Genomic DNA, 23,040 nt, shown 5'->3' with positions numbered 1-23,040 from the left:
CTTCTCCCGGGCCGTGAGCAGGATCTGCGCGGCCTCCTCCTCCGCCGCCGCGCGCAGCGCGTCCGCCGCCTAGCGCGCCGCGTCCCGGGCCTGCCGCCCCGCCTCGTCCGCCGCGTCGGCCATGGCCTGCGCCTCGGCCGCCGCCCCGGCCCGTACCGCCCCGGCCTCCTCCTCCGCGAGCACCAGCAGCTGCTGGGCCTGCGGCCCGAGCGACTCGTACCGCTGCGGCTTCAGCCCGGCGACGACCTCCCGCAGCCGGGCGGCCTCCTTGTCCATCTCCTTGGCCAGTACGGTCAGCCGCGCCGCGCGCTCCCACGCGCCGTCGCGGTCCGCCGAGAGCTGGCCGATGTAGTGGTCGACGTCCTTCGGGCGGTAGCCCCGCCCCTTGGCCACGACCCCGAACCCGTGCGGTGATGTTGATGCAGTGTCAGGACTCATAGGCCCAGAATGCGTCAATCATCACAAAAAGGGACGTAATGACCGGCCTGCCGGGTGCAAGCCGGTCACCCCCATCCCCTCCGGCTCACCTCACAGCAAGCCGTCCCACATCTGCTCCAGCAGCACCGACCACCAGCTCTCCGGCGACGCCAGCGCCGCCGGGTCCAGCATCGCCAGCTGCGCCTGGAAGTCGACGGTCCACCGCCCCGCCTGCTCCGGCGTCAGCCCGAACCGCAGCCGCCACATCCGCCCCAGCAACGCCAGGCACCGCGTGAACTCCGGCAACCCGCTGTTCACGAACTGCGGCGCCACCGGCTGACCGCCCGGACCCGCCTCCACCGGTACGGCGACGATGTGCGCGGTCCCGTACTGCACACACAGCGCCCGCCCGAAGTCCGAGCCCAGCACCAGGTACGAACCCGCGTCACCCGCCGGCTGCACCTGCCGCTGCGCCGCCAGCTCGGCGAGCGTCGGCACGACCGGCTGCGCGGGCTGCGCCCAGAAGAACGGCCCGAAGTCCGCCGGCAGCCCCGCCCACACGAGCGTGCGCGCCACCAGCTCCGGCACCCCCTGCCGCGACACCGCCCGCTGGTCGAACCGGCAGATGCCCTGCGGCCCGAACGCCCCCGCCAGCTCCTGCGCGATGCCCTCCGGCGGGATCGGCGGCGCGGGCTGCACCGGCGGCAGCGGGGCACGCAGCGGCGCCGGGCGCGCCGGACCGTCCGCGACCTGGTGCAGCTCACCGTGGTGCGCGATGAGCTGCGCCATGCCCTGCTGACGGCTCGCGTGGTCACGCCCGTACGAGGCGATCGACGTGATCCGCGCCTGCGGCCAGGTCTCCCGGATCATCCGGGCGCAGTAGCCGCCGGGCAGATCGCACGACTCCAGCTCGGTGTGCAGCTCCAGCACCTGGTCCGGCGGGATGTTCATGGCACGCAGCTCATGGAACATCTGCCACTCGGGGTGCGGCGTACCGGGCGCCGAACGACGGATGAGCTGCTGCTCGGAGCCGTCGGGCGCGCGGTAGCGCAACACGGCCTGGTAGCCCGGACCGACGGTCGGCTGCCCGGTCGGCTGCCCCGGGGGCGGCCCCATGGGCTGCCCCATGGGCTGACCCATCGGCTGGCCCGTCGGCTGACCCATCGGCGGCTGCGGCTGCGGGAACGCCGGCGCGGCGGGCGCGGGCGGCGCCGGAGGCTGCGGCCCGCCGGGCCCCGGCTGCGCCAGCATCGTCGCCGCATGGTGCACCCCACCGCCCGGCGGCGGCGTGGCACCCGGCGGCCGCGGCACCCCGGGAGCCCCGGGAGGCCCGGGCGGAGCCGGCGGCTGCGGACCACCCGCACCACCGGTACCACCGGTACCGGCTGCAGAACCGATCCCGCCCGGCCCCGGATGGGCCAGCATCGTCGCCGCATGGTGCGCTTCGCCACCGACCGGCCCCGGCGGCGCCGGAGGCGGCGGCGGACCCCCAGGACCCCCAGGCCCTCCAGGCCCCCCGGGACCCGGGTGCGCCAGCATCGTCGCGGCGTGGTGCACCCCACCCCCCGGCGGCGGCGTCGACCCAGGCGGAGCGGGCGGAGCCGGAGGCGCGGGCGGCGCAGGCGGCTTCGGACCCTCGGGACCCAACTGCGCCACGAGCTGCGTCGGTACGTAGCCCCCGGCCGGCGCACCCGGAGCACCCGGGCCCGACGCGGGCGGCCTGACCCCCGGCGCACCGGGCGCACCGGGCGGCGGCGGAGGCGTCGCACCGGCACCCCGCGAGGCCCGCGCGGCACGCGGCGGCAGGACGGCCTTGCTGGTCGCGGCGTCCGCGATCTCACCCGCCGACAGCCCCGGCGCACCCGGCGCGGCACCGGGCAGGGACTGCGGGTCCACCGCGGGCGCGATGGCGGTACGCGGCAGCTGGCTGCCGCCCGGCAGCAGCGCCGTCGGCGCGTCGGCGCCGACCGCCGGCGGCGGCGTCTCGTCGTCGTCCGCCCCGGTCAACGGCGGCGCGAACACGGTCGCGGGCAACGGCACGGACCCGTCGTCCCCGCTGCCGTTCCCCCCACTGGTGTCGTTCCACGACGGCGTGGCGGGCGCGGCCGGTACGCCGTCGGAGGCGGTCGGCTCGTAGTCGACACCCCCGCGCGTACCTCCGCCCGCCGGAGGAGCCCACACGTCCTCGGCAGGCGCACTCACCGAAGCGCCCGCAGCGTCCGCGGGCGCTGGCGCAGGCGCAGGCGCAGGCTCCGAAGGCTCCGCCCGCGGAATGCCCCGCCTGTCCGCCGCGTCCTGCAGCCACTCCGGCGGCGTCAACAGGAACGACGTCTGATTCAAGTCGATGCGCTCCGGCGCGGGCGCCGCCACCGGGGCCGCGTCGGCCGGCGGAGCCCCGTACTCCTCCTCATACCGGCGGATCACCTCACCCACCGGCAACCCCGGCCACAGCGTGGCCTCGCCGCTGTCCCGGGCGATCACCAACCGCTGGCGGCCGCCGTCCGACGTCGGCCCCTCCTCACGGTCCTCCGCCCACACCACGAACCCCAGCTCGAACTCCCGCACCCGCACCTCACGGTGCTGGTACGCGGGCACGTCGCCGTTGACCCACTCTTCCGCGCGCTCCTGCGCCTGCGCGAAGGTCACCACCGGACCGTCACCCCTCGTCCGAAACCGGGACGGCCCGCGCGAAGCCGCCGTCCACCATCAGGTTCGCCACCGTCTCCAGCTCCGGCGGATTGCCCGCCAACCGCTGCAAGAACTCGTCGAAATCCGCCCCACACGGCAACAGCAACCGCTCCACGCGCTCCTGCACCGTCAAGCCGTCCTGATCCCGCGCGTCGTCATACGCGCAGAACCACACCGACCCCGCACCCGCGCCCCTCACCTTGACCGCGAGGATCCCGCCCTGGACGAAACCGACACCCAGGTAATCCTTCGTCAGGTGGTCCCGCAGGCACTTGTTCACGTACACCAGGTCATTGACCGCCGCCTCCTCACGCACCGTGAAGAACGGCTGGTCCACCAGCAGCCCCAGCTCCGCGTCGAGCGCCGCACCCACCGGCGCACAGCCACCCGCCGCCTTCAAAAACGAGCGGTACGCACCCGGCAACCGGTAACCGAGGTCCTCCTCCACGCCCTGCACCTGCGACTCGGACACCGACAGCGCACCCTTCGGCAACCCGAAATGCGCCGGACGGGTCTCCTGCAGCGGCCGCGTACCGCGCTTGCCGTGGTCCACCGCGGCCGTCGCCAGCCCACCGTGGTGCCGCAGCAGCGCCTTCACCTCCACCGGCACCAGCTCCATACGGCGCGTGCCCGCCACGTGGTGCCACGTCCAGCCGTGCGGCGTCGCCACCGCCGGAATCGTGTCCCACAGCTCGTGCCCCGACGCCGCGAGCGCCGCGTTCGCCGACACGTAGTCCGTCAGCCGCAGCTCGTCGACACCGAAACCCTCCGGCGGATCGGCGATCTCCGCGGCCGCACGCGCGTACGGCGAGAAGACCGGACGCCCGTGCTCGTCCACCCGCACACCCCTGGGGTGCCGAGCGGCACGCACCGGGTCCGGGAAATGCACGACCTGCCCGGCGTAGGCCGCGTTCGGTGGCGCGGCATGCTGCTGCCCGAGCCGACCTGTCGTCATGGCGGTTGCCCCCTGCTGCTGCTGGCTTGGTCCGCACAGCCTATGCGGTGGGGCAACAGGGGGAACCCGTCCTCCGTTTCAGTGACCCGACGTCACCCCCAGGTGACCCACTGACGACCCCACGACACACCGATCACACGTTTCAGCGCCCCCGCTTCCCCATCACCTCACCCATTTGGCAGGCTGTTGATCGCAACTCGGGGGATTGCAGAGGGGACGACAAGCACCATGTACACAGCGCAACCAGCGACCACACCCGCGGTCGGCACGACCGGCGGGACTCCCGGGACCGCCGGGACTCCCGGGACTCCCAGGACCGCCGGGGCTGCCGGGGCTGCCGGGACGCCCGCCACCGGCGACCCCCGCCTCACCTGGAGCAGCAGCACCCCCGACCGCACCCCCACCCTGCGCCACCGCCGCGACGGCATACTCCCCACCGTCGGCGCCGCCCTCTCCGTACGCGGCGAAACCCTCACCTGCACCGCCGGACGCGGCAACCGCCCACCCGCCCTGCACCCCCTCGTCCAGGACTTCCTCGACACCCTCACCAGCGGCCAACGCGAACGCTTCACCGGCCGCTGCCCCGAAGCCATCCTCCTCTCACGCCACCTCACCGCCACCGAGACCAACCGCTCCAAACGCGCCCAACGCAAACCCCTCACCCACAGCGAAGCCCGCCGCGCCCTCAAACACGCCAAACTCACCGCACGCCGCATCCGCGAAGACGGCGACCCCCTCCACGGCAGCTACACCGCACCCTGCCGCTCCTGCGCCGCACTCCTCGCCCACTTCGGCGTACGCCCCGTCGACCCGACGACCACCGACCGGAACGGCTGACCCCACCCCCATGCCCGACCTCAACACCACCCGCTTCCCCGTCGCCGTCGACGCCGCCCTCCGCGAAGCCGGCTGGCAACCCGGCCGCTGGGACATCAAGCAGGCGGAACACTGGGCCGACGCCCTCCGGGCACACGTCTCCCCCGCCGGCCACCGGCACAGCGTCTTCCCCGCCGCCGTCGAAGCCTGGGCCGAATTCGGCGGCCTCCACATCGCAGGCCCCGGCCCCGGCCGCCAGATCGCCCCCACCCCCATCCACTTCGACCCCCTCGCCGGACTCCACCTCGCCCGCAGCCTCGCCGACCTCGGCCGCGCCCTCGAAACCGAGATCGCCCCCCTCGGCGAAGAAGCCGACCACCAGGCCATCCTCGCCATCGACACCCAAGGCCGCGTCTACAGCCTCGACCACGCCGGCGACTGGTACCTCGGCCCCGACATCGACCACGCCCTCGGCACCCTCATCACCGGCACCCTGCCTACGCGCCTCACATCGCCCTGAGAGCTACGCCGCGGATCGGCGGATCGGCGCATCGGCCTAGGCGGCCCTCACCGGCAACACCGCCGACACCTTGAAACCACCCTCATCCGTCGCACCCGACACAAACACCCCACCCAGCGCGGTCACCCGCTCCCGCATCCCCACCAGACCGTTCCCCCCACTCGGCAGACCCGCATCCGCCGCCGCACCATCCGACGGACCGTTCTCCACCTGCATCGCCACCTCATCACCCCGATGCGCCAGCCGCACCACCACCTTCGCGCCCGCCGCATGCTTGTGGACGTTCGTCAACGCCTCCTGCACCACCCGGTACGCCGTCTGCTCCACATCCGGCGCATACGACCGCGCCTCCCCCATCACCCGCAGCTCCACCACCATGCCCGCCTGTCGCGACTGCTCCACCAGCTCGTCCAAGGCGTCCAGACACGGCCCGTCCTCAGCCGCCGCCTCTGCGGCAGCGGCGGCCGCCCGCCCCACGGCCTCCAGCGGCACCGACGCGGACTCCACGGTCTCCACGGCCCGAGGCGCCACCGGCTCCCGGTCCTCCGCCCGCAGCACGCCCAGCATCTCCCGCAACTCCGACAACGCCTGCCGCCCCATGTCACCCACCAGCGCCGCGTTCTTCACCGCCTTCTGCGGATCCTTCAACGCCACCGCCTGCAACGCCGCCGCATGCACCACCATCAAACTCACCCGGTGCGCCACCACGTCGTGCATCTCCCGCGCGATCCGCGTCCGCTCCTCCACCCGCGCCATCTGCGCCCGCTGCTCCGCCCGGTCCGCCAGCAGCGACAACTCCTGCTCCAGACTGTCGGCCCGCTCCCGCAGACTCTCCATGAGCCGCCGCCGCGCCCCTATGTACAACCCGAACAACACGGGCGGGGCGTTCAGCCCCAGCGACAACATCACCGACACCAGCGGCACGTACCACGACGACGTCTCGAAGTCCGCCGCCGCGACGTCCTGCCGCACGCGTACGTACGTCACGATGAACACCGCCGCCAGCGACATCCCCGCCAGCGCCGCCGTGATCCGCCGAGGAACCTCCGAAGCCGCGAGCGTGTACAGCCCGACGATCCCCATCAGATAGCCCATCTCGGCGGGCGTGATCGCGATCGACACCAGCACCACGGCGATCGGCCACCGCCGCCGCACCAGCAGCGCCGCCCCGGCCACCAGCCCGAACAGCACCCCCACCGGCACCGGCAGCCCCGCGTTCTCCGCGAAACCGACCCCCTCGCCGGCACACTCCAACGCCGACACCGACGCCAGCGCCACATCCAGCACGGCACTGCGCCGTCTCCCCCACCACCACCAGCCACGGGCGGTCGTGCCCGCAGCGTCCTGGTGTGCCCCCGTTGTGGTCATGTCTTCCAGCCTACGGGCGGCGACCACCCGTTTTCCGGCGAGTCCAGCAGCACAGAACGGGACGATCCGCACGCGAAACGCACGCCGATCCCTCGAACACGTGAATCGCCCGCGCATTCGACCCGGACGTCCGCATTCCGGACGAAGCTGTCCGCGTGACCACCGCCATCGGCAAGTACGCCGACTTCGAGAGCCTGCGCGAGCAGGCTGTGGCGCTGCGCCGCGAAGGGCTCAGCCGCCGCCAGATCCGCGACCGCCTGCGCGTCGACAACAACGACATCCTCAACCGCCTACTAGAAGGAGAACCCCCACCGGAGTGGACCAAACGCCCCAACGCCAAGGACGACCTCCGGGCCCGCGCCCGCGAGCTGCGCCTGCAGGGCATGACCTACGACCAGATCCAGGTCGAGCTCGGCTGCTCGAAGAGCTCGATCTCCCTATGGGTGCGAGACCTGCCGAAACCGGAGCGCCGCGACCCCGGCGAACAGGCGCGGCTGGCGTCAGCCAAGCGGTGGGAACACGAACACGCGGTTCGGGAAGCCGCACGGCAACGGACCAAGGCGGCTGCCCGCCAAGAGGTCGGCCAGCTCTCCGACCGCGAACTGTTCCTGATCGGCGTGGGTCTGTACTGGGCCGAGGGGGCCAAGGACAAGCCTTACGCCCGCCGCGAGTCAGTGCTATTCGTCAACAGCGACCCAGGCATGATCACGGTGTTTCTCGCCTGGCTCGATCTGCTCAAGATCGATCGGGAGCGCCTGCGCTTCCGCGTCCTTATCCACGAATCGGCTGATGTGGAGGGCGCGAAGGGCTACTGGGCGAACCTCGTCGGGGCCGACCCCACGACCTTCAACAAGACGACCCTCAAGAAGCACAACCCGAAGACGGTCCGCAAGAACGTCGGCGAGACCTACAGAGGGTGCCTGGTGATCAATGTCCTGCAGAGCGCCGACCTATACCGTCGCATCGAAGGGGCGTGGTGCGGCATAGTAGGGGAGGCTCAGCCGTCCGCCTCCTAGGAGGTTCGACGGCTGGGTGCTGCAATCCGCCGTGGTGTAAGTGGCAGCACTGGGTCTTTTGGTGTCCTCAGTCCGGGTTCGAGTCCTGGCGGCGGAGCCCCAACGGGCATACATGCGGGTCCTGACCTATCCGGTCAGGACCCGCCCTCGTTTCCTCCCCGAAACCCCCCGGTATCCTGCGGTTGTCCACCACCCGAAAGCCGAAGGGCATTCCCGTGAGCGCCAACCGCCCGGCAGCCGTCGTCGTCCTCGCAGCGGGTGAGGGCACCCGCATGAAGTCGAAGACCCCCAAGGTCCTGCACGAAATCTGCGGGCGTTCGCTCGTCGGCCACGTCGTCTCGGCGGCGCGTGAGCTGGAGCCCGAGCACCTGTGCGTCGTCGTCGGGCACGCACGCGAGCAGGTCACCGCGCACCTCGACGAGTACTACGCGGGCACCCGGACCGCCGTGCAGTACGAGCAGAACGGCACCGGGCACGCCGTGCGCATGGCGTTGGAGGAGCTCGGGGCCGGGGCGCTGGACGGGACGGTCGTGGTGGTGTGCGGGGACACGCCCCTGCTGTCGGGCGAGACGCTCGGCGCGCTGGCGGCGACGCACGCGGCGGACGGGAACGCCGTCACGGTGCTGACGGCCGAGGTGCCGGACTCGACCGGCTACGGGCGGATCGTGCGCGATGCCGGGACCGGCGCGGTGACGGCGATCGTGGAGCACAAGGACGCGACCGACGAGCAGCGGGCGATCCGGGAGATCAACTCCGGGGTGTTCGCGTTCGACGGGAAGCTGCTGGCCGAGGCGCTGGGTCAGGTGCGGACGGACAACAGCCAGGGCGAGGAGTACCTGACGGACGTCCTCGGCATCCTGCGGGAGGCCGGGCACCGGGTGGGTACGTCGGTGGCGCCGGACCACCGGGAGATCCTGGGGATCAACAACCGGGTTCAGCTGGCGGAGGCGCGGCGGCTGCTGAACGAGCGGCTGTTGGAGCGGGCCATGCTGGCCGGTGTGACGGTGGTGGACCCGGCGTCGGTGTTCGTGGACGCGACGGTGACGTTCGAGCGGGACGCGGTCGTGCATCCGAACACGATTCTGCTGGGTGCCACGCATCTGGCGGAGGACGCCGAGGTGGGCCCGAACAGCCGGCTGAGGGACACGCGCGTGGGTCGTGGGGCCCGGGTGGACAACACGGTGGCGGACCGCGCGGAGGTGGGCGAGGCGGCGTCGGTGGGCCCGTACGCGTATCTGCGTCCGGGCACGGTCCTGGGGCCGAAGTCGAAGGCGGGTACGTACGTCGAGATGAAGAACGCGCAGGTGGGTGAGGGGTCGAAGGTGCCGCATCTGTCGTACGTGGGTGACGCGACGATCGGTGAGTACTCGAACATCGGCGCGGCGAGTGTGTTCGTGAACTACGACGGTGAGGCGAAGCACCACACGACGATCGGGTCGCACTGCCGGACCGGTTCGGACAACATGTTTGTGGCTCCTGTCACGGTGGGGGACGGGGCTTACACGGCCGCCGGCTCGGTGATCACGAAGGATGTGCCGCCGGGTTCGCTGGCCGTCGCCCGTGGCCAGCAGCGGAATATCGAGGGTTGGGTGGCGCGGAAGCGTCCTGGAAGTGCTGCCGCGCAGGCTGCGGCGGAGGCCTCCGAGCAGGCTCGACGCGAGGACTGACCGGAAACGGGTGCGTCGAACTCGGCGTACCGTGATACGTGCACACAAATTCGGCTGGTTCGCGCGGAAGTGGCTCGCGGCCAGGGAACACGTCTGAGGAGACAGTGCTGTGACCGGGATCAAGACGACCGGCGAGAAGAAGCTGATGCTCTTCTCCGGCCGCGCCCACCCCGAGCTGGCCGAGGAGGTCGCACATCAGCTGGGTGTCGGTCTCGTGCCGACCAAGGCGTTCGATTTCGCCAACGGTGAGATCTACGTCCGCTTCCAGGAGTCGGCGCGCGGTGCGGACTGCTTTCTGATCCAGAGCCACACGGCTCCGATCAATAAGTGGATCATGGAGCAGCTGATCATGATCGATGCTCTGAAGCGGGCTTCGGCCCGGAGCATCACCGTGATCATCCCGTCGTACGGCTATGCGCGGCAGGACAAGAAGCACCGTGGTCGTGAGCCGATCTCGGCGCGTCTGATCGCGGATCTGCTGAAGTGCTCGGGTGCGGACCGGATCCTGACGGTGGACCTGCACACGGACCAGATCCAGGGCTTCTTCGACGGTCCGGTGGACCATCTGTCGGCGCTGCCGGTGCTGGCGGACTACGTAGGTGCGAAGGTCGACCGGAACAAGCTGACGATCGTGTCTCCGGACGCGGGTCGTGTGCGGGTGGCGGACCGCTGGTGTGACCGGCTGGACGCGCCGCTGGCGATCGTGCACAAGCGGCGTGACAAGGACGTGGCGAACCAGGTCACGGTGCACGAGGTCGTCGGTGAGGTCGAGGGCCGGGTGTGTGTCCTGGTGGACGACATGATCGACACGGGTGGCACGATCTGTGCGGCGGCCGAGGCGCTGTTCGCGCACGGTGCGGAGGACGTGATCGTCACGGCGACGCACGGCATTCTGTCGGGTCCGGCGGCGGACCGTCTGAAGAACTCGAAGGTGAGTGAGTTCGTGCTGACGAACACGCTGCCGACGCCGGGTGAGCTGGAGCTCGACAAGATCACGGTGCTGTCGATCGCGCCGACGATCGCCCGTGCGGTGCGTGAGGTGTTCGAGGACGGTTCGGTGACGAGCCTCTTCGAGGAGCAGGGCTAGTACGCGTGCGAAGGGGCCGTTCCGACCGTGTGTCGGGGCGGCCTTTTCGTTTCGGTTAAGCTGGTGTAGTTGCTCGGCGAGGGAGGCCGTATCCGGTTGATCCGGTACGGCGGTCCGTTATCGACGCGCTCTTCGTAGCAGGCCAAGTCCAGTCGTGGCCGGGTAACCACGACCGTTGATCCGTCTGACACTTACGAGGAGTGCATATGTCCGAGGTGAAGATCACCGCGCAGACCCGTACCGAGTTCGGCAAGGGTGCGGCCCGTCGCATCCGCCGCGCGAACCAGGTTCCGGGTGTTCTCTACGGCCACGGTTCGGACCCGATCCACCTGACGCTGCCGGGTCACGACCTGCTGCTGGCGCTGCGTACGTCGAACGTCCTGATCTCTCTGGACATCGACGGCAAGAGCACCGAGCTGGCGATCCCGAAGGACGTGCAGCGTGACCCGCTGAAGGGCTTCCTGGAGCACGTCGACCTGCAGCTGGTGCAGCGTGGCGAGCAGGTCACCGTCGAGATCCCGGTCGTCGCCGAGGGCGAGCTGGCCCCGGGCGGCAACCTGCTGGAGCACGTGCTGAACGCGCTTCCGGTCGAGGCCGAGGCCACCCACATCCCCGAGTCGCTGACGGTCTCCGTCGAGGGCCTGGAGGCCGGTGCCTCCGTCCTGGCGAAGGACATCCCGCTGCCGAAGGGCACCACGCTCGCGGTCGAGGGTGACACCGTCGTGCTGCAGGTCCTGGCCGCGCAGGCCGAGGAGCCGGCTGCTGAGGGTGCCGAGGGTGACGAGGCCGCCGAGGCCTGAGCCCTTGCGGGTTCCGCTTGACGGGGTGGTGGGCTGTGGCCCGCCGCCCCGTTTCCCTGTTCGGTACGTGTACGAGGAGACGTGACGACATGACGACGGACGCCGGCGCCCCCTGGCTGATCGTGGGTCTGGGCAATCCGGGGCCTGAGTACGCCGGTCATCGGCACAACGTCGGGTTCATGGTGGCCGATCTCCTCGCGGAGCGGATCGGCGGGAAGTTCAAGCGTGCGCAGAAGGCGCAGGCGCAGGTGGTGGAGGGCCGGATGGGGCCTGTGGGTCCGGCGAACCGGCGGGTGGTGCTGGCGAAGCCGATGTCGTACATGAATCTGTCGGGTGGTCCGGTGACGGCGCTGCGGGATTTCTACAAGGTGCCGACGGCGAACATCGTGGCGATCCATGACGAGCTGGACATCGATTACGGCGTGCTGCGGCTGAAGCTGGGTGGCGGGGACAACGGGCACAACGGGTTGAAGTCGATGACGAAGGCGATGGGTGCGGAGTATCACCGGTTGCGGTTCGGTATCGGGCGGCCGCCGGGGCGGATGCAGGTGGCGGACTTCGTGTTGAAGGACTTTTCGTCGGCGGAGCGCAAGGAGCTGGACTACTTCGTGGACCGGGCGGCGGATGCGGTGGAGTGTCTGGTGACGGAGGGGTTGGAGCGGGCTCAGTCCGCGTACAACTCCTGAGCATTCTCGCGACCGATCTATTGACCGATCTCCTGACCGTTCTCGACCGAGATTGACCGGGCGCGGTCGTATCACCGAGGATCGCGCCCCATGAGCAAGCCCTCGCGCAAGAAGCGGACCTCAGCGTTCCTCCCGTTCGCCCGTGCCGCCGCCATGGCTCTGGTCGCCCTGCTGCTGATGGTGGCGGGCGTCTGGGCGTCCTGGGGCACGGCGCAGCACGTTCTGCTGTCCAAGGGGCGGGAGCACGGCGTCCTGACGGTGACGGGCTGCTCGGCGGACGTCTGCACGGGGCGGTACGACCCGGAGGGCCCGGCGGGGCCGCGTACCGACATGTCGATAGCGCACACGGTCGCGGTGCGCGAGGACGGTGTCTATCCGGTGGTGGTGAAGCCGGACACGACGGTACTGGTCCGCACGGGCTGGGCGGGCGGTCTGCACGCGTGGCTGCCGCTGGGCGGGGCGCTGCTGCTGGCGGCGCTGGTGATCGGGGGCGGGCTGCGGTTGCCGCGGCTGGCGTCGGCGGCGGCGTTGGGGGGCGCGGTGCTGCTGGTGGGGACGTTCTTCGCGCTCTGAGGCGCGTACGCGAGGGGGCGCCCGGGTGATCCCGGGCGCCCCCTTTTCGTCGCGGTGTCGTGGTGGGTCAGCCGGTGTTGCGCAGGCCGGCCGCGACGCCGTTGACGGTGAGCAGCAGGGCGCGGGCGAGCAGCGGGTCGGGCTCTTCGCCGCGTTCGGCGGCGGTGCGCTGGCGGGCCAGCAGGGCGACCTGGAGGTAGGAGATGGGGTCCAGGTAGGCGTCGCGGATGGCGAAGGTCTGCTGGAGGACGGGGTTGGAGTCGAGGAGCTTCTCGCCGCCGGTGACGCGCAGGACCTCGGCGACGGTGAGCTCGTGCTCGGCCTGGATGGTGTCGAAGACGTGCCGGAGGTTTTCGGGCACGAGGGTCTCGACGTAGTGGCGGGCGATCCGCAGGTCCGTCTTGGCGAGGGTCATCTCGACGTTGGAGAGGAAGTTGCGGAAGAAGTGCCACTGCTCGTACATCTCGTCGAGTACGGCGTCGAGGCCGGCTTCGCGCAGGGCCTTGAGGCCGGAGCCGACGCCGTACCAGCCGGGGACGATCTGGCGGGACTGGGTCCAGCCGAAGACCCACGGGATGGCGCGCAGGCCGTCGAGGCCGGCGCCGGAGTCGGGGCGGCGGGAGGGCCGGGAGCCGAGGTGGAGGTCGGCGAGCTGGTCGACGGGGGTGGAGGCGAAGAAGTACGCCGGGAGGTCGGGGTCCTCGACGAGCCTGCGGTAGGCGGTGTGGGCGGCCTCGGATGCGGTGTCCATGGCCGCGTCCCAGCGGGCGAGGGCCTCGTCGGACTGGCGGGGCGCGGTGTGCAGGGCGGATGCCTGGAGGGTGGCCGCGACCGTGAGTTCCAGGTTCTCCCGGGCGAGGGAGGGGATGAGGTACTTGTCGGAGATGACCTCGCCCTGTTCGGTCACCTTGATCTCGCCCTCGAGGGTGCCCCAGGGCTGGGCGAGGATGGCCTCGTGGGTGGGGCCGCCGCCGCGGCCGACGGTGCCGCCGCGGCCGTGGAAGAGGCGGAGGCGGACTCCGTAGCGGTGGGCGACGTCGCGCAGGCGGCGCTGGGCGCGGTGGATCTCCCACTGGCTGGTGGTGATGCCGCCGAACTTGGAGGAGTCGGAGTAGCCGAGCATGACCTCCTGGACGTCGCCGCGCAGGGAGACGAGGCGCCGGTAGGAGGGGTCGGCGAGCATGTCGTTGAGGATGACGTCGGCGGCCTTGAGCTCGTCGGTGGTCTCCAGGAGCGGCACGATGCCGATCTTGGCCCAGCCGGCGTGGAGGTCGATGAGTCCGGCCTCGCGGGCGAGGACGGCGGCGGCGAAGACGTCGTCGGCGCCCTGGCACATGGAGATGATGTAGGACTCGACGACTTCGGGGCCGAAGCGTTCGAAGGCGTCCTTGATGGTGAGGAAGACGCCGAGGGTCTTGGTGCCGGCCGCGTCGAGGGGGGCGGGCTGGGGGGCGAGGGGCCGGCGGGAGCGGAGCTCCTTGGCGAGGAGCTTCTGCCGGTAGTCGCGCGGCATGTCGGCGTAGCGCCAGGATTCCTCGCCGAGTCGGTCGAAGAGCTGGCCGAGGGCGTGGTGGTGGGCGTCGGCGTGCTCGCGTACGTCCATGGTGGCGAGCTGGAGGCCGAAGGCGGCGAGGGTGCGGATGGTGCGGTCGAGGCGGCCGTCGGCGAAGAGGCCGCCGCGGTGCTCGCGCAGGGAGGTCTGGATCAGGGTGAGGTCGGCGAGCAGCTCGGCGGTGCCGAGGTAGTCGCGGCCTTCCTGGTGGGGGGTGCCCTTGGCGAGGCGCTCGCGGGTGTTGAGGAGCTTCTGGCGGATGCAGGTGGCCTTGAGCCGGTAGGGCTCTTCGGCGTTGAGGCGCTTGTAGCGGGGGCTGATCTCGGGGAGGTTCTCGAGGTCCTGCTGGAGGGAGTCGAGGAGTTCCCGGGTGGCGCCGGCGTAGCGGATGGAGTTGGAGAGCTGCGCGCGGAGCTGGTCGATCAGCTCGATGGCGTCGGTGATGCCGTGCTCGTGCTGGAGGATCAGCACTTCGCGGGTGACGGTGGGCGTGACGTTGGGGTTGCCGTCGCGGTCGCCGCCGATCCAGGTGCCGAAGGTGAGGGGGCGGGTGCCGGGGGGCAGCTCGACGCCGACGCGCTCGAGTTCGGCGGCGAGGTCTTCGAGGACGTCACCGACGGCGTTGGCGTGGAGTTCGTCGAGGTAGTAGATGGCGTTGCGGGCTTCGTCGGCGGGCTCGGGCCGTACGACGCGGAGCTCGTCGGTCTGCCAGACGAGGTCGATGGACTCGGCCAGGCGCAGGTCGTGGCGGCGCCGGTCGGAGGCGATGACCGGGGTTTCGAGGAGCTCGGCGATGCGGCGGAGCTTGTTGAGCACGGAGCGGCGCGCGGCCTCGGTGGGGTGCGCGGTGAAGACGGGCCGGACGTTGAGGTTCCGGACGGTCTCGCGTACGTGCTCGGGGTCGCCGTCCTTGAGCATGTCGGCGGTGCGGGCGAGGAGGCCGCCTTCGGCGGCGCGCTTCTCGCGCAGTTCCTTGCCGCGGTGCACCTGCTCGGTGACGTTGGCGAGGTGGAAGTAGGTGGAGAAGGCGCGGACGAGCTTGGCCGCGGTCTGGAGGTCGGTGTCGCCGAGCAGCTCGGCGGCGGCCTCGCCGTCCTCGCGGGTCAGGCGGCGGACCTTCTCGACGAGCTCGAGGAGCTCGGGGCCCTCCTGGCGCACGAGTGTTTCGCCGAGGAGGTCGCCCAGTCGGCGGATGTCGGAACGCAGCTCGGCGTTGGCGGTGGAGGTCTGGTCTGCACTGCTCACAGGTGCGGCTCCTTGCAGTGTTCGAGCACGTCTGGAGGGGTACTGAAAGCTCGCGGACCGCGCTGTCCGACGACTCCCAGGATAGGTGGCGCGTGGTGTGGCGGTGTCCACTGCCCCCTTGCCGCGCGCCCGTGCGCTGACATACTTACGACGCCGTAGGTTACGGGGCCGTAGGAACGGGTACCCGAGACCCGGTTTCCTTCGTATCCCTCACCCCCAGGGGACCCTATGACCACAACCCCCGACATGCTTCACACCGCGGACCCGGCCGCTGACGCTGCCGCTTCCCCGGATGCGCCCTCCGCCACGCTGGGCGGAGACAACAAGCGTTCGATCGAGCAGATCGCGCTGCTGCTCTTCATCACGGTGCCGTTCCTGGCCCTGCTCGCGGCGGTGCCGCTGGCGTGGGGCTGGGGCGTGAGCTGGCTGGACCTCGGCCTGCTGGTGGCGATGTACTTCATCGGCTGCCACGGCATCACGATCGGTTTCCACCGGTACTTCACGCACGGTTCGTTCAAGGCGAAGCGTCCCCTGCGGATCGCGCTGGCGATCATGGGGTCGCTGGCGGTGGAGGGCCCGCTGGTGCGGTGGGTGGCGGATCACCGCAAGCACCACAAGTTCTCGGACGCGGAGGGCGACCCGCATTCGCCGTGGCGGTTCGGTGAGACGGTGCCGGCGCTGATGAAGGGCCTGTGGTGGGCGCACATCGGGTGGATGTTCGATGAGGAGCGCACCCCGCAGGCCAAGTACGCACCGGACCTGATCAAGGACCCGGCGATGCGGGCGATCTCCCGGGGCTTCATCGGCTGGACGGTGCTCTCGCTCGCGATCCCGCCGCTGGTCGGCGGTCTGGTGACGATGTCGTGGTGGGGCGCGTTCACGGCGTTCTTCTGGGGCTCGCTGGTGCGGGTGGCGCTGCTGCACCACGTGACGTGGTCGATCAACTCGATCTGCCACGCGGTGGGCAAGCGGCCGTTCAAGTCGCGGGACCGTTCGGGGAACGTGTGGTGGCTGGCGGTGCTGTCGTGCGGTGAGTCGTGGCACAACCTGCACCACGCCGACCCGACGTCCGCGCGTCACGGTGTGATGCGGGGGCAGATCGACTCCAGCGCGCGGCTGATCCGCTGGTTCGAGAAGCTGGGCTGGGCGTACGACGTGCGCTGGCCGAGCGCGTCGCGGATCGAAGCCCGCCGCCAGGACCGCGCCGCGAACGCGGCATGATGGACGGTGTGGCGATCGACGGCAGCAGTACCAGCAGCAGTGACAAACCGAGGCGCGGTCGGCGGGTCCGGATGACGGGAGCCGAGCGCCGCCAGCAGCTGCTCGACATCGGCCGCACCCTCTTCGCGGAGCGGGGCTTCGAAGGCACGTCGGTGGAGGAGATCGCGGCGAAGGCCGGGGTGTCCAAGCCGGTGGTGTACGAGCACTTCGGCGGCAAGGAAGGTCTGTACGCGGTCGTCGTGGACCGCGAGATGCGCCAGCTGCTCGACATGGTGACCGGCGCCCTGACCGCGGGGCACCCGCGGGAGCTCCTGGAGCAGGCGGCGTTCGCGCTGCTGGACTACATCGAGACGTACACGGACGGCTTCCGGATCCTGGTCCGGGACTCCCCGGTGGCGCAGTCCACGGGTACGTTCGCCTCGCTGATCTCGGACATCGCCACGCAGGTGGAGGACATCCTGGGCCTGGAGTTCAAGGCCCGGGGCTTCGATCCGAAGCTGGCGCCGCTGTACGCGCAGGCGCTGGTGGGGATGGTGGCCCTGACGGGCCAGTGGTGGCTGGACGCCCGCAAGCCGAAGAAGGCGGAGGTCGCCGCGCATCTGGTGAACCTGGCCTGGCACGGGCTGGACGGGCTGGAGCCGAAGCCGCGGCTGATAGGTCACCGCAAGAGCTGATCACCCTGGTACCGGCGGAGGGGCGCCGCGCTCGACGCGCGGCGCCCCTCCGTGTTGCTCCCGGGCCCGTCACCCGGGCTTGCGGGCGACGGCGAAGATCCGGCGGAACGGGAAGACCGTGCCGTGCGGGCCCGGCGGGTAGGCCTTGCGCAGCAGGTCGCGGTACTGGGCGAGGAACTCGGCGATGGCCTCGTCGTCGCCCTCCAGGGCGGTGAGGACGGGGCGCAGGGCGGTGCCCTTGACCCAGTCGAGGACGGGGTCCTCGCCCTGGAGGAGCTGGGAGTAGACGGTTTCCCAGACCTCGGTCCGGCAGCCCAGGTCGGTGAGGCGGGCCAGGTAGTCGGCGGAGGTGAGGATGTGGACGAAGCGGCGGCCGTGGTCCCCGAGGCGGTCGCGCCACTGCGGGGACTCGCACAGCTCGCCGAGGAGGGCGTGGCTGGGCGAGGTGAAGTTGCCCGGGACCTGGAAGGCGAGTGTGCCGCCGGGGGTGAGGCCGTCGATCCACAGGGGCAGGGACTCGGGGTGGTTGGGCACCCACTGGAGGGCCGCGTTGGAGACGATCAGGTCGTACGGTTCGTCCGGCGTCCAGTGCGCGGCGTCGGCCGGGCGGAAGTCGAGCCAGCCGCCGCCGGGCGTGGTGCCGGCGTAGCGCTGTTTGGCCTGCTCCAGCATCTCGGGTGAGAGGTCGAAGCCGGTGATGTGGGCGTCGGGCCAGCGGTCGGCGAGGAGCGCGGTGACGTTGCCGGGGCCACACCCGATGTCGGCGATTCGGGCCGGCCTGCCGTGCGCGGTCGCGGGCAGCTCGGGTATGCGGTTGAGGAGGTCGATGAACGGGCGGGTGCGGTGATCGGAGTGGCGCAGGTACTGCTGTGGATCCCAGATTGGTGCGGAATGCATGGACAAGCCCCCTTGCTGGAACGGCGTACCGAAGCGGAACAGAGTCCCGGCCCCGTCATGCCCAATGGTCAAGGCGAGTATTTCTTGACGTCAAGAGACTTCACATCGACAGAGCGCCTACACTGATCGCCATGGAGGACGAGGTCGATCGACTGGTCGCAGCATGGCGCCGCGAGCGCCCCGACCTCGACGTGGAACCGCTCGAGGTGCTCAGCCGTGTGTCCAGGCTGGCCCGGCACCTCGACCGCGCTCGTCGGCTGGCGTTCTCCGAGCACGAGCTGGAGCCGTGGGAGTTCGACGTCCTGACGTCGCTGCGCCGCGCGGGCGCCCCCTATCAGCTCTCCCCCGGCCAGCTGCTCACGCAAACGCTCGTCACCTCCGGCACCATGACCAACCGCATCGACCGGCTCGCCAAGAAGGGCCTCGTCGAGCGGCTGCCCGACCCCAGCGACCGCCGCGGTGTCCTCGTGCGCCTCACCCCCGAGGGGCGCGACCGGGCCGACCAGGCGCTCGCGGGGCTGCTGGACCAGGAGCGGGCGATCCTCGTGGAGCTGTCCCGCGCGCAGCGGGCCGAGCTCGCCGCGCTGCTACGCCAGCTGACCGCCCCGTTCGACAACATCCCCTAGCCCCGGGCCGAGATCGGCCGGGCCCACGCCCGCCCGGCGCGCCAGCGCGACGGCCGCCAGCGTGGAGTGCACGCCGAGCTTGCCGAGCACGTTCTGCATGTGCGTGCGCACGGTGTGCGGGGAGAGGAAGAGCCGTTCGGCGACGGCCTTGCGGCCGAGGCCAGCGACCATGCAGCGCAGCACCTCCCGCTCGCGCGGGGTCAGGGACTCCACCAGCCGCTCGCTCTCGGTGCGGTGCTTGCGCGCGGCCGTCAGCTCGCGCAGCACCCCGGTGAGCAGGGCCGGCGGCAGGTGGGTCTCGTCGCGCAGCACGCCGCGGATCACCGCCAGCAGCCGCTGGAGCGAACAGTCCTTGGCGACCCAGCCGGAGGCTCCGGCCTGGAGGGCGAGCGCGGCGCGGCGCGGGTCGTCCTTCTCGGCGAGCACGACGGTCCGCACGGTGGGCTGGGTGGAGCGGACGCTCGCGACGAGCGAGATGCCGTCGGCCGGTTCCTCGCCGTGGGCGCCGTGGCCGCCGTGGTCCGGGACCGCGTGCGGCGAGGCGGCGGGGGGCGGGGCGGTTGCGGAGAGGACGGCCGGGGGCGGGGCGTTCCGGGGGGCGGGCACCCGCACCGGCGGGCTCGCGGCGGTGAGGCCGCCCGCGCCGAGGTCGGCGTCGATCAGCAGGACGTCGAACGTACGGCCCTCGGAGGCGGCCCGCTCCAGGCAGCGCAGCGCGGCGGGGCCGCTGCCGGCCGCCGCGACGTCCACGTCGGGCTCGGCGGCGAGGGCCGCCGCGAGCGACTCGGCGAAGATGCGGTGGTCGTCCACCACCAGAACCCGGATACGGACCACTGACACCCCCATGTGTCGCCGCTGTGTCGAGGAAGGCGGAGCAGCCGCGGATACGGCGCCCGGAGAGGAGGTCCCATGGTCGTCGCACGGCCGCCGCCGTGCAGTGACTGTTACCCCACCCCGGGCGCCGTACCCGACTGTCTCGCCCCTGATCAGCGCCGGCCCCCACCGGCACCGTGCATCAGAGTACGGCCGGCGGCCCGGAGGGGAGGGCGGTTTGCGGAACTGACCGGTTACGCGAGGCGACGCGCTCCCGCCGACGGGACCGCCGGGAAGACGCGCGGAGCCGCGAACCCGGCCCCGGCGAAGGCCGTTCGGACGGCTTTCGTCACGGTTTCCTCGCCGTCCGCCTCGGTCAGGACGATCGCCGAGCCGCCGAAGCCGCCGCCCGTCATCCGCGCGCCCAGCGCGCCCGCCCCGGTCGCCGCGGACACCACCAGGTCCAACTCCGGGCAGGAAACCCGCAGATCGTCGCGGAGGGACGCGTGCCCCTCGGTGAGCACCGGCCCCACCGCCCGTACGTCGCCGGCGTCGAGCAGCGCGATGGTCCGCCGTACGCGGTGGTTGTCGGAGACGACGTGGCGGACGTACGAGCGAATCGTTTCGCCGGGCAACCGCCGCAGGGCGTCGAGTAGTTGCACGTGGTCGATGTCGCGCAGCGTGCGCACGCCGAGCGCCCGCGCGCCCGCCTCGCACCCGGCGCGCCGCTCGGCGTACGCGCCGTCGCCGAGCGCGTGCTTCACCCGGGTGTCGACGACGAGGAGGCGCAGCCCCCGCGCGGCGAGGTCGAACGGGACCTGGCGGTGCGACAGGTCGCGGGTGTCGAGGTGGAGGGCGTGCCCCTCGGTGCAGCACGCCGACGCCATCTGGTCCATCACGCCGCACGGCACGCCCACGAAGGCGTTCTCCGCGCGCTGTGCGAGCACGGCCAGCTCCTCGCGAGCGAGCCCGAGGCCGTACAGCTCGTTCAGCGCGAGCGCGGTGACGACCTCCAGGGCGGCCGACGACGACAGGCCGGCGCCGGTCGGGACGGTGGAGGCGAGGTGGATGTCGGCACCGGTGACGGGGTGCCCGGCTTCGCGCAGCGCCCACACCACCCCGGCCGGGTAGGCGGCCCAGCCGGTGCCCGCGCGGGGGACCAGCTCGTCGCACGCGAGCTCGACGACCCCCTGGTCGACGTCGGCGGAGTGCACGCGCAGCCGCCCGTCGGAGCGCCGCGCCACCGCGGCGACGGCGGTGTGCGGGAGAGCCAGCGGCAGTACGAAGCCGTCGTTGACGTCGGTGTACTCACCGATGAGGTTGACCCGGCCGGGCGCGGCCCACACGCCCTCGGGCGCGTACCCGTACAGCGCCCGGAAGTCCTGCGCTGTGTCCGTCACTTCCCCGCCTCCCGCTTCTGCGCGAACTCCCACGCGTCCGCCACGATGTGCGCGAGGCCGGGGCGGGAGGGCCGCCAGCCCAGCCGCTCCCGGGCGGTGGCGGCGGAGGCGACCAGCACCGCCGGGTCGCCGGCGCGGCGCGGGGCGACGGCCTCCGGGACGGGGTGGCCGGTCACCTCGCGGACGGTCTCGATGACCTCGCGGACGGAGAAGCCGTTGCCGTTGCCGAGGTTGCAGATCAGGTGCTCGCCCGGTGCGAGCGCGTCGAGGGCCAGCAGGTGCGCCTCGGCGAGGTCGGCGACGTGGATGTAGTCGCGGACGCAGGTGCCGTCGGGGGTCGGGTAGTCGTCGCCGTAGACGGAGATCGACGGGCGCTTGCCGAGGGCGACCTGGAGGACGAGCGGGATGAGGTGCGACTCGGGGTCGTGGCGCTCGCCGCACTCCCCGTACGCCCCGGCGACGTTGAAGTAGCGCAGCGAGGCGGCGGCCAGGCCGTGGGCGGCGGCCTCGCCGGTGAGCATGTGGTCGACGGCGAGCTTGGAGGCGCCGTAGGGGCTGGTGGGGGCGGTCGGGTCGGTTTCGGTGAGGGGCGTGGAGACCGGTTCGCCGTAGGTGGCGGCCGTGGAGGAGAAGACGAGGCGGCGCACGCCCGCGTCGCGCATGGCGGCGAGCAGCGCCATGGTGCCGCCGACGTTGTTGGCCCAGTACTTCTCGGGGTCGGTGACCGACTCGCCGACCTGCGAGAAGGCGGCGAAGTGGAGCACGCCGTCGTACGAGGCGTCGAGGTGGCGGGCGGCGTCCTGGACGCGGCCCTCGATGAAGCGGGCCCCGGCCGGGACGCCCGCGCGGAAGCCCGTCGACAGGTCGTCCAGGACGGTCACGTCGTGCCCGGCCTCCAGCAGGTGTGCGGCGACCACACCGCCGACGTAGCCGGCTCCGCCCGTCACCAGGTACTTGCTCACTTGCTCGCCACCTCTCGCAGTCGCCGGGCCGCGGCCTCCGGCGGTACGTCGTTGATGAACACACTCATGCCCGACTCGGAGCCCGCCAGGAACTTGAGCTTGCCGGAGGTGCGCCGGATGGTGAAAAGCTCCAGATGCAGGGCGAAGTCGGCGCGCCGGGGGTCGCGCAGCGGCGCCTGGTGCCAGGCGGCGATGTACGGCGTGGGGGGTTCGTCGGGGCCGAAGATCCGGTCGAAGCGGCGCAGCAGCTCCAGGTAGACGCCGGGGAACCCGTCGCGCGCCGCGTCGTCCAGGGCCCGCAGGTCGGGCACGCGCCGTGTGGGGTGGAGGTGCACTTCGTACGGCCAGTGCGCGGCGTACGGCACGTAGGCGACCCACTCGTCGGTCTCCAGGACCACCCGTTCGGCGTCGGCGCGCTCGCGGGCGAGGAGGTCGTCGAAGAGGTTGCGGCCGGTGGCGGCGCGGTGGGCGTCGAGGGAGCGGAGCATCGCCGCCGTGCGGGGGGTGGTGAAGGGGTACGCGTAGATCTGGCCGTGCGGGTGGCCGAGGGTGACGCCGATCTCGGCGCCGCGGTTCTCGAAGCAGAAGACCTGCTCGACCTGGTCCAGCGCGGCGAGTTCGGCGGTGCGGTCGGTCCAGGCCTCCAGGACGAGGGCGGCCTGCTCTTCGGTGAGGTCGGCGAAGGAGGCGTCGTGGTCGGGGGTGAAGCAGACGACCTCGCAGCGCCCGGAGTCGCCGGCGAGGGAGGGGAAGCGGTTCTCGAAGACGACGACGTCGTAGTCGGCGTCGGGGATCTCGCTGTGCCGGCCGTCCCGGGAGGGGCACAGGGGGCACTCGTCGGCGGGCGGGTGGTAGGTGCGGCCCTGGCGGTGCGAGGCGATGGCGACGGAGTCGCCGAGGAGGGGGTCGTGCCGGATCTCGGAGGTGGTGGAGATGGGGTCGAGGGGGCGGGGGTCGACGGCGTCGCGTACGGCGTCGTCCCGCCGGTCGTAGTAGACCAGCTCGCGCCCGTCGGCCAGCCGGGTCGACGTTTTCTTCACTACGGACTCCTGCCGTG

Annotated in this window: 21 protein-coding genes and 1 tRNA gene; 12 read left to right on the top strand and 10 right to left on the bottom strand. The window is 71.7% G+C overall.

Going from position 1 to position 23,040, the window contains the following annotated elements:
* Nucleotides 1-69: 69 nt before the first annotated feature.
* From AB0A69_RS10885 to AB0A69_RS10875, 3 genes are all read right to left on the bottom strand, one after another.
* Entirely contained in the window at nt 70-393 is a 324-nt protein-coding gene (locus AB0A69_RS10885) for a hypothetical protein (RefSeq protein ID WP_361418232.1), read from the bottom strand.
* A gap of 135 nt (nt 394-528) precedes the next feature.
* Nucleotides 529-3,066, bottom strand: coding sequence for an SUKH-4 family immunity protein (locus tag AB0A69_RS10880; protein ID WP_361418229.1), 2,538 nt, complete (start codon nt 3,064-3,066; stop codon nt 529-531).
* Between the two features lie 7 nt (nt 3,067-3,073).
* Entirely contained in the window at nt 3,074-4,060 is a 987-nt protein-coding gene (locus AB0A69_RS10875; RefSeq protein ID WP_361418226.1) for an SMI1/KNR4 family protein, read from the bottom strand.
* Nucleotides 4,061-4,288: 228 nt separating this feature from the next.
* Between AB0A69_RS10875 and AB0A69_RS10870 the strand changes: the two genes are divergently transcribed.
* Together AB0A69_RS10870 and AB0A69_RS10865 are read left to right on the top strand one after the other, a co-directional pair.
* The gene (locus tag AB0A69_RS10870) at nt 4,289-4,897 is read left to right on the top strand and encodes a YwqJ-related putative deaminase (RefSeq protein WP_361418223.1); all 609 of its coding nucleotides are present in this window, start codon (nt 4,289-4,291) and stop codon (nt 4,895-4,897) included.
* 10 nt (nt 4,898-4,907) lie between these two features.
* Nucleotides 4,908-5,396 (top strand): SUKH-3 domain-containing protein, encoded by a 489-nt coding sequence (locus AB0A69_RS10865; protein WP_361418220.1) that lies wholly within the window; start codon nt 4,908-4,910, stop codon nt 5,394-5,396.
* 36 nt (nt 5,397-5,432) lie between these two features.
* Here AB0A69_RS10865 and AB0A69_RS10860 read toward each other — a convergent pair whose 3' ends face one another.
* Nucleotides 5,433-6,764 carry a histidine kinase gene (locus AB0A69_RS10860; protein ID WP_361418217.1) on the bottom strand — a complete coding sequence of 444 codons (1,332 nt, stop codon included), beginning with the start codon at nt 6,762-6,764 and terminating at the stop codon, nt 5,433-5,435.
* 155 nt (nt 6,765-6,919) lie between these two features.
* Between AB0A69_RS10860 and AB0A69_RS10855 the strand changes: the two genes are divergently transcribed.
* From AB0A69_RS10855 to AB0A69_RS10825, 7 genes are all read left to right on the top strand, one after another.
* Nucleotides 6,920-7,780, top strand: a complete 861-nt coding sequence (locus tag AB0A69_RS10855) for a hypothetical protein (RefSeq protein ID WP_361418214.1) — start codon at nt 6,920-6,922, stop codon at nt 7,778-7,780.
* Nucleotides 7,781-7,805: 25 nt separating this feature from the next.
* Nucleotides 7,806-7,877 (top strand) — tRNA-Gln (locus AB0A69_RS10850).
* 118 nt (nt 7,878-7,995) lie between these two features.
* Nucleotides 7,996-9,447: a bifunctional UDP-N-acetylglucosamine diphosphorylase/glucosamine-1-phosphate N-acetyltransferase GlmU gene (gene glmU / locus AB0A69_RS10845; RefSeq protein ID WP_361418211.1), complete on the top strand. Its 1,452-nt coding sequence runs from the start codon at nt 7,996-7,998 to the stop codon at nt 9,445-9,447.
* A gap of 109 nt (nt 9,448-9,556) precedes the next feature.
* Nucleotides 9,557-10,534, top strand: a complete 978-nt coding sequence (locus AB0A69_RS10840) for a ribose-phosphate diphosphokinase (protein WP_031068797.1) — start codon at nt 9,557-9,559, stop codon at nt 10,532-10,534.
* A 206-nt stretch (nt 10,535-10,740) separates the two neighbouring features.
* Nucleotides 10,741-11,334: a 50S ribosomal protein L25/general stress protein Ctc gene (locus tag AB0A69_RS10835; protein WP_361418208.1), complete on the top strand. Its 594-nt coding sequence runs from the start codon at nt 10,741-10,743 to the stop codon at nt 11,332-11,334.
* Nucleotides 11,335-11,423: 89 nt separating this feature from the next.
* Nucleotides 11,424-12,020, top strand: coding sequence for an aminoacyl-tRNA hydrolase (pth, locus tag AB0A69_RS10830; RefSeq protein ID WP_361418205.1), 597 nt, complete (start codon nt 11,424-11,426; stop codon nt 12,018-12,020).
* 90 nt (nt 12,021-12,110) lie between these two features.
* Nucleotides 12,111-12,593, top strand: coding sequence for a hypothetical protein (locus AB0A69_RS10825; RefSeq protein ID WP_361418202.1), 483 nt, complete (start codon nt 12,111-12,113; stop codon nt 12,591-12,593).
* A 67-nt stretch (nt 12,594-12,660) separates the two neighbouring features.
* Here the strand turns inward: AB0A69_RS10825 and ppc are convergent, their stop codons facing one another.
* Nucleotides 12,661-15,390, bottom strand: coding sequence for a phosphoenolpyruvate carboxylase (ppc, locus tag AB0A69_RS10820; RefSeq protein WP_361418198.1), 2,730 nt, complete (start codon nt 15,388-15,390; stop codon nt 12,661-12,663).
* 228 nt (nt 15,391-15,618) lie between these two features.
* Between ppc and AB0A69_RS10815 the strand changes: the two genes are divergently transcribed.
* On the top strand, nt 15,619-16,611 hold the full coding sequence (locus tag AB0A69_RS10815; protein ID WP_361418196.1) for an acyl-CoA desaturase: 993 nt from the start codon (nt 15,619-15,621) through the stop codon (nt 16,609-16,611).
* Nucleotides 16,608-17,285 (top strand): TetR/AcrR family transcriptional regulator, encoded by a 678-nt coding sequence (locus AB0A69_RS10810; RefSeq protein WP_084899105.1) that lies wholly within the window; start codon nt 16,608-16,610, stop codon nt 17,283-17,285. The genes AB0A69_RS10815 and AB0A69_RS10810 overlap by 4 nt, the downstream gene beginning before the upstream one ends.
* 69 nt (nt 17,286-17,354) lie before the next feature.
* Here the strand turns inward: AB0A69_RS10810 and AB0A69_RS10805 are convergent, their stop codons facing one another.
* Nucleotides 17,355-18,182 (bottom strand): trans-aconitate 2-methyltransferase, encoded by an 828-nt coding sequence (locus AB0A69_RS10805; protein WP_361418193.1) that lies wholly within the window; start codon nt 18,180-18,182, stop codon nt 17,355-17,357.
* 131 nt (nt 18,183-18,313) lie between these two features.
* Here AB0A69_RS10805 and tamR point away from each other — a divergent pair, with 131 nt between their 5' ends.
* Nucleotides 18,314-18,808, top strand: coding sequence for a MarR family transcriptional regulator TamR (gene tamR / locus AB0A69_RS10800; RefSeq protein WP_355361846.1), 495 nt, complete (start codon nt 18,314-18,316; stop codon nt 18,806-18,808).
* On the opposite strand, the gene AB0A69_RS10795 is transcribed toward tamR, so the two are convergent.
* The 4 genes from AB0A69_RS10795 to galT form a co-directional block, all read right to left on the bottom strand.
* On the bottom strand, nt 18,770-19,654 hold the full coding sequence (locus tag AB0A69_RS10795; RefSeq protein ID WP_361418190.1) for a response regulator transcription factor: 885 nt from the start codon (nt 19,652-19,654) through the stop codon (nt 18,770-18,772). The two genes, tamR and AB0A69_RS10795, sit on opposite strands and share 39 nt — an antisense overlap.
* Nucleotides 19,655-19,875: 221 nt before the next feature.
* Nucleotides 19,876-21,021, bottom strand: coding sequence for a galactokinase (galK, locus tag AB0A69_RS10790; RefSeq protein ID WP_361418187.1), 1,146 nt, complete (start codon nt 21,019-21,021; stop codon nt 19,876-19,878).
* Nucleotides 21,018-21,983: a UDP-glucose 4-epimerase GalE gene (gene galE / locus AB0A69_RS10785; protein WP_361418184.1), complete on the bottom strand. Its 966-nt coding sequence runs from the start codon at nt 21,981-21,983 to the stop codon at nt 21,018-21,020. The genes galK and galE overlap by 4 nt, the downstream gene beginning before the upstream one ends.
* The gene (gene galT / locus AB0A69_RS10780) at nt 21,980-23,023 is read right to left on the bottom strand and encodes a galactose-1-phosphate uridylyltransferase (RefSeq protein ID WP_361418181.1); all 1,044 of its coding nucleotides are present in this window, start codon (nt 23,021-23,023) and stop codon (nt 21,980-21,982) included. Before galT ends, galE begins: the two co-directional genes overlap by 4 nt.
* Between the last annotated feature and the right edge of the window lie 17 nt (nt 23,024-23,040).

The organism is Streptomyces sp. NPDC045431 (assembly GCF_040646655.1).
Classification (GTDB): domain Bacteria; phylum Actinomycetota; class Actinomycetes; order Streptomycetales; family Streptomycetaceae; genus Streptomyces.
The sequence above is the reverse complement of the archived record's forward strand: the minus strand, read 5'-3'. Positions and strand labels throughout refer to the sequence as shown.

Coding starts and splice junctions, on each gene's coding strand:
- AB0A69_RS10815 (WP_361418196.1), top strand. CDS start 15,619: ATGACCACAACCCCCGACATGCTTCACACCGCGGACCCGGCCGCTGAC.
- AB0A69_RS10870 (WP_361418223.1), top strand. CDS start 4,289: ATGTACACAGCGCAACCAGCGACCACACCCGCGGTCGGCACGACCGGC.
- tamR (WP_355361846.1), top strand. CDS start 18,314: ATGGAGGACGAGGTCGATCGACTGGTCGCAGCATGGCGCCGCGAGCGC.
- AB0A69_RS10810 (WP_084899105.1), top strand. CDS start 16,608: ATGATGGACGGTGTGGCGATCGACGGCAGCAGTACCAGCAGCAGTGAC.
- AB0A69_RS10860 (WP_361418217.1), bottom strand. CDS start 6,764: ATGACCACAACGGGGGCACACCAGGACGCTGCGGGCACGACCGCCCGT.
- AB0A69_RS10875 (WP_361418226.1), bottom strand. CDS start 4,060: ATGACGACAGGTCGGCTCGGGCAGCAGCATGCCGCGCCACCGAACGCG.
- AB0A69_RS10835 (WP_361418208.1), top strand. CDS start 10,741: ATGTCCGAGGTGAAGATCACCGCGCAGACCCGTACCGAGTTCGGCAAG.
- AB0A69_RS10805 (WP_361418193.1), bottom strand. CDS start 18,182: ATGCATTCCGCACCAATCTGGGATCCACAGCAGTACCTGCGCCACTCC.
- AB0A69_RS10825 (WP_361418202.1), top strand. CDS start 12,111: ATGAGCAAGCCCTCGCGCAAGAAGCGGACCTCAGCGTTCCTCCCGTTC.
- pth (WP_361418205.1), top strand. CDS start 11,424: ATGACGACGGACGCCGGCGCCCCCTGGCTGATCGTGGGTCTGGGCAAT.
- AB0A69_RS10795 (WP_361418190.1), bottom strand. CDS start 19,654: ATGGGGGTGTCAGTGGTCCGTATCCGGGTTCTGGTGGTGGACGACCAC.
- AB0A69_RS10865 (WP_361418220.1), top strand. CDS start 4,908: ATGCCCGACCTCAACACCACCCGCTTCCCCGTCGCCGTCGACGCCGCC.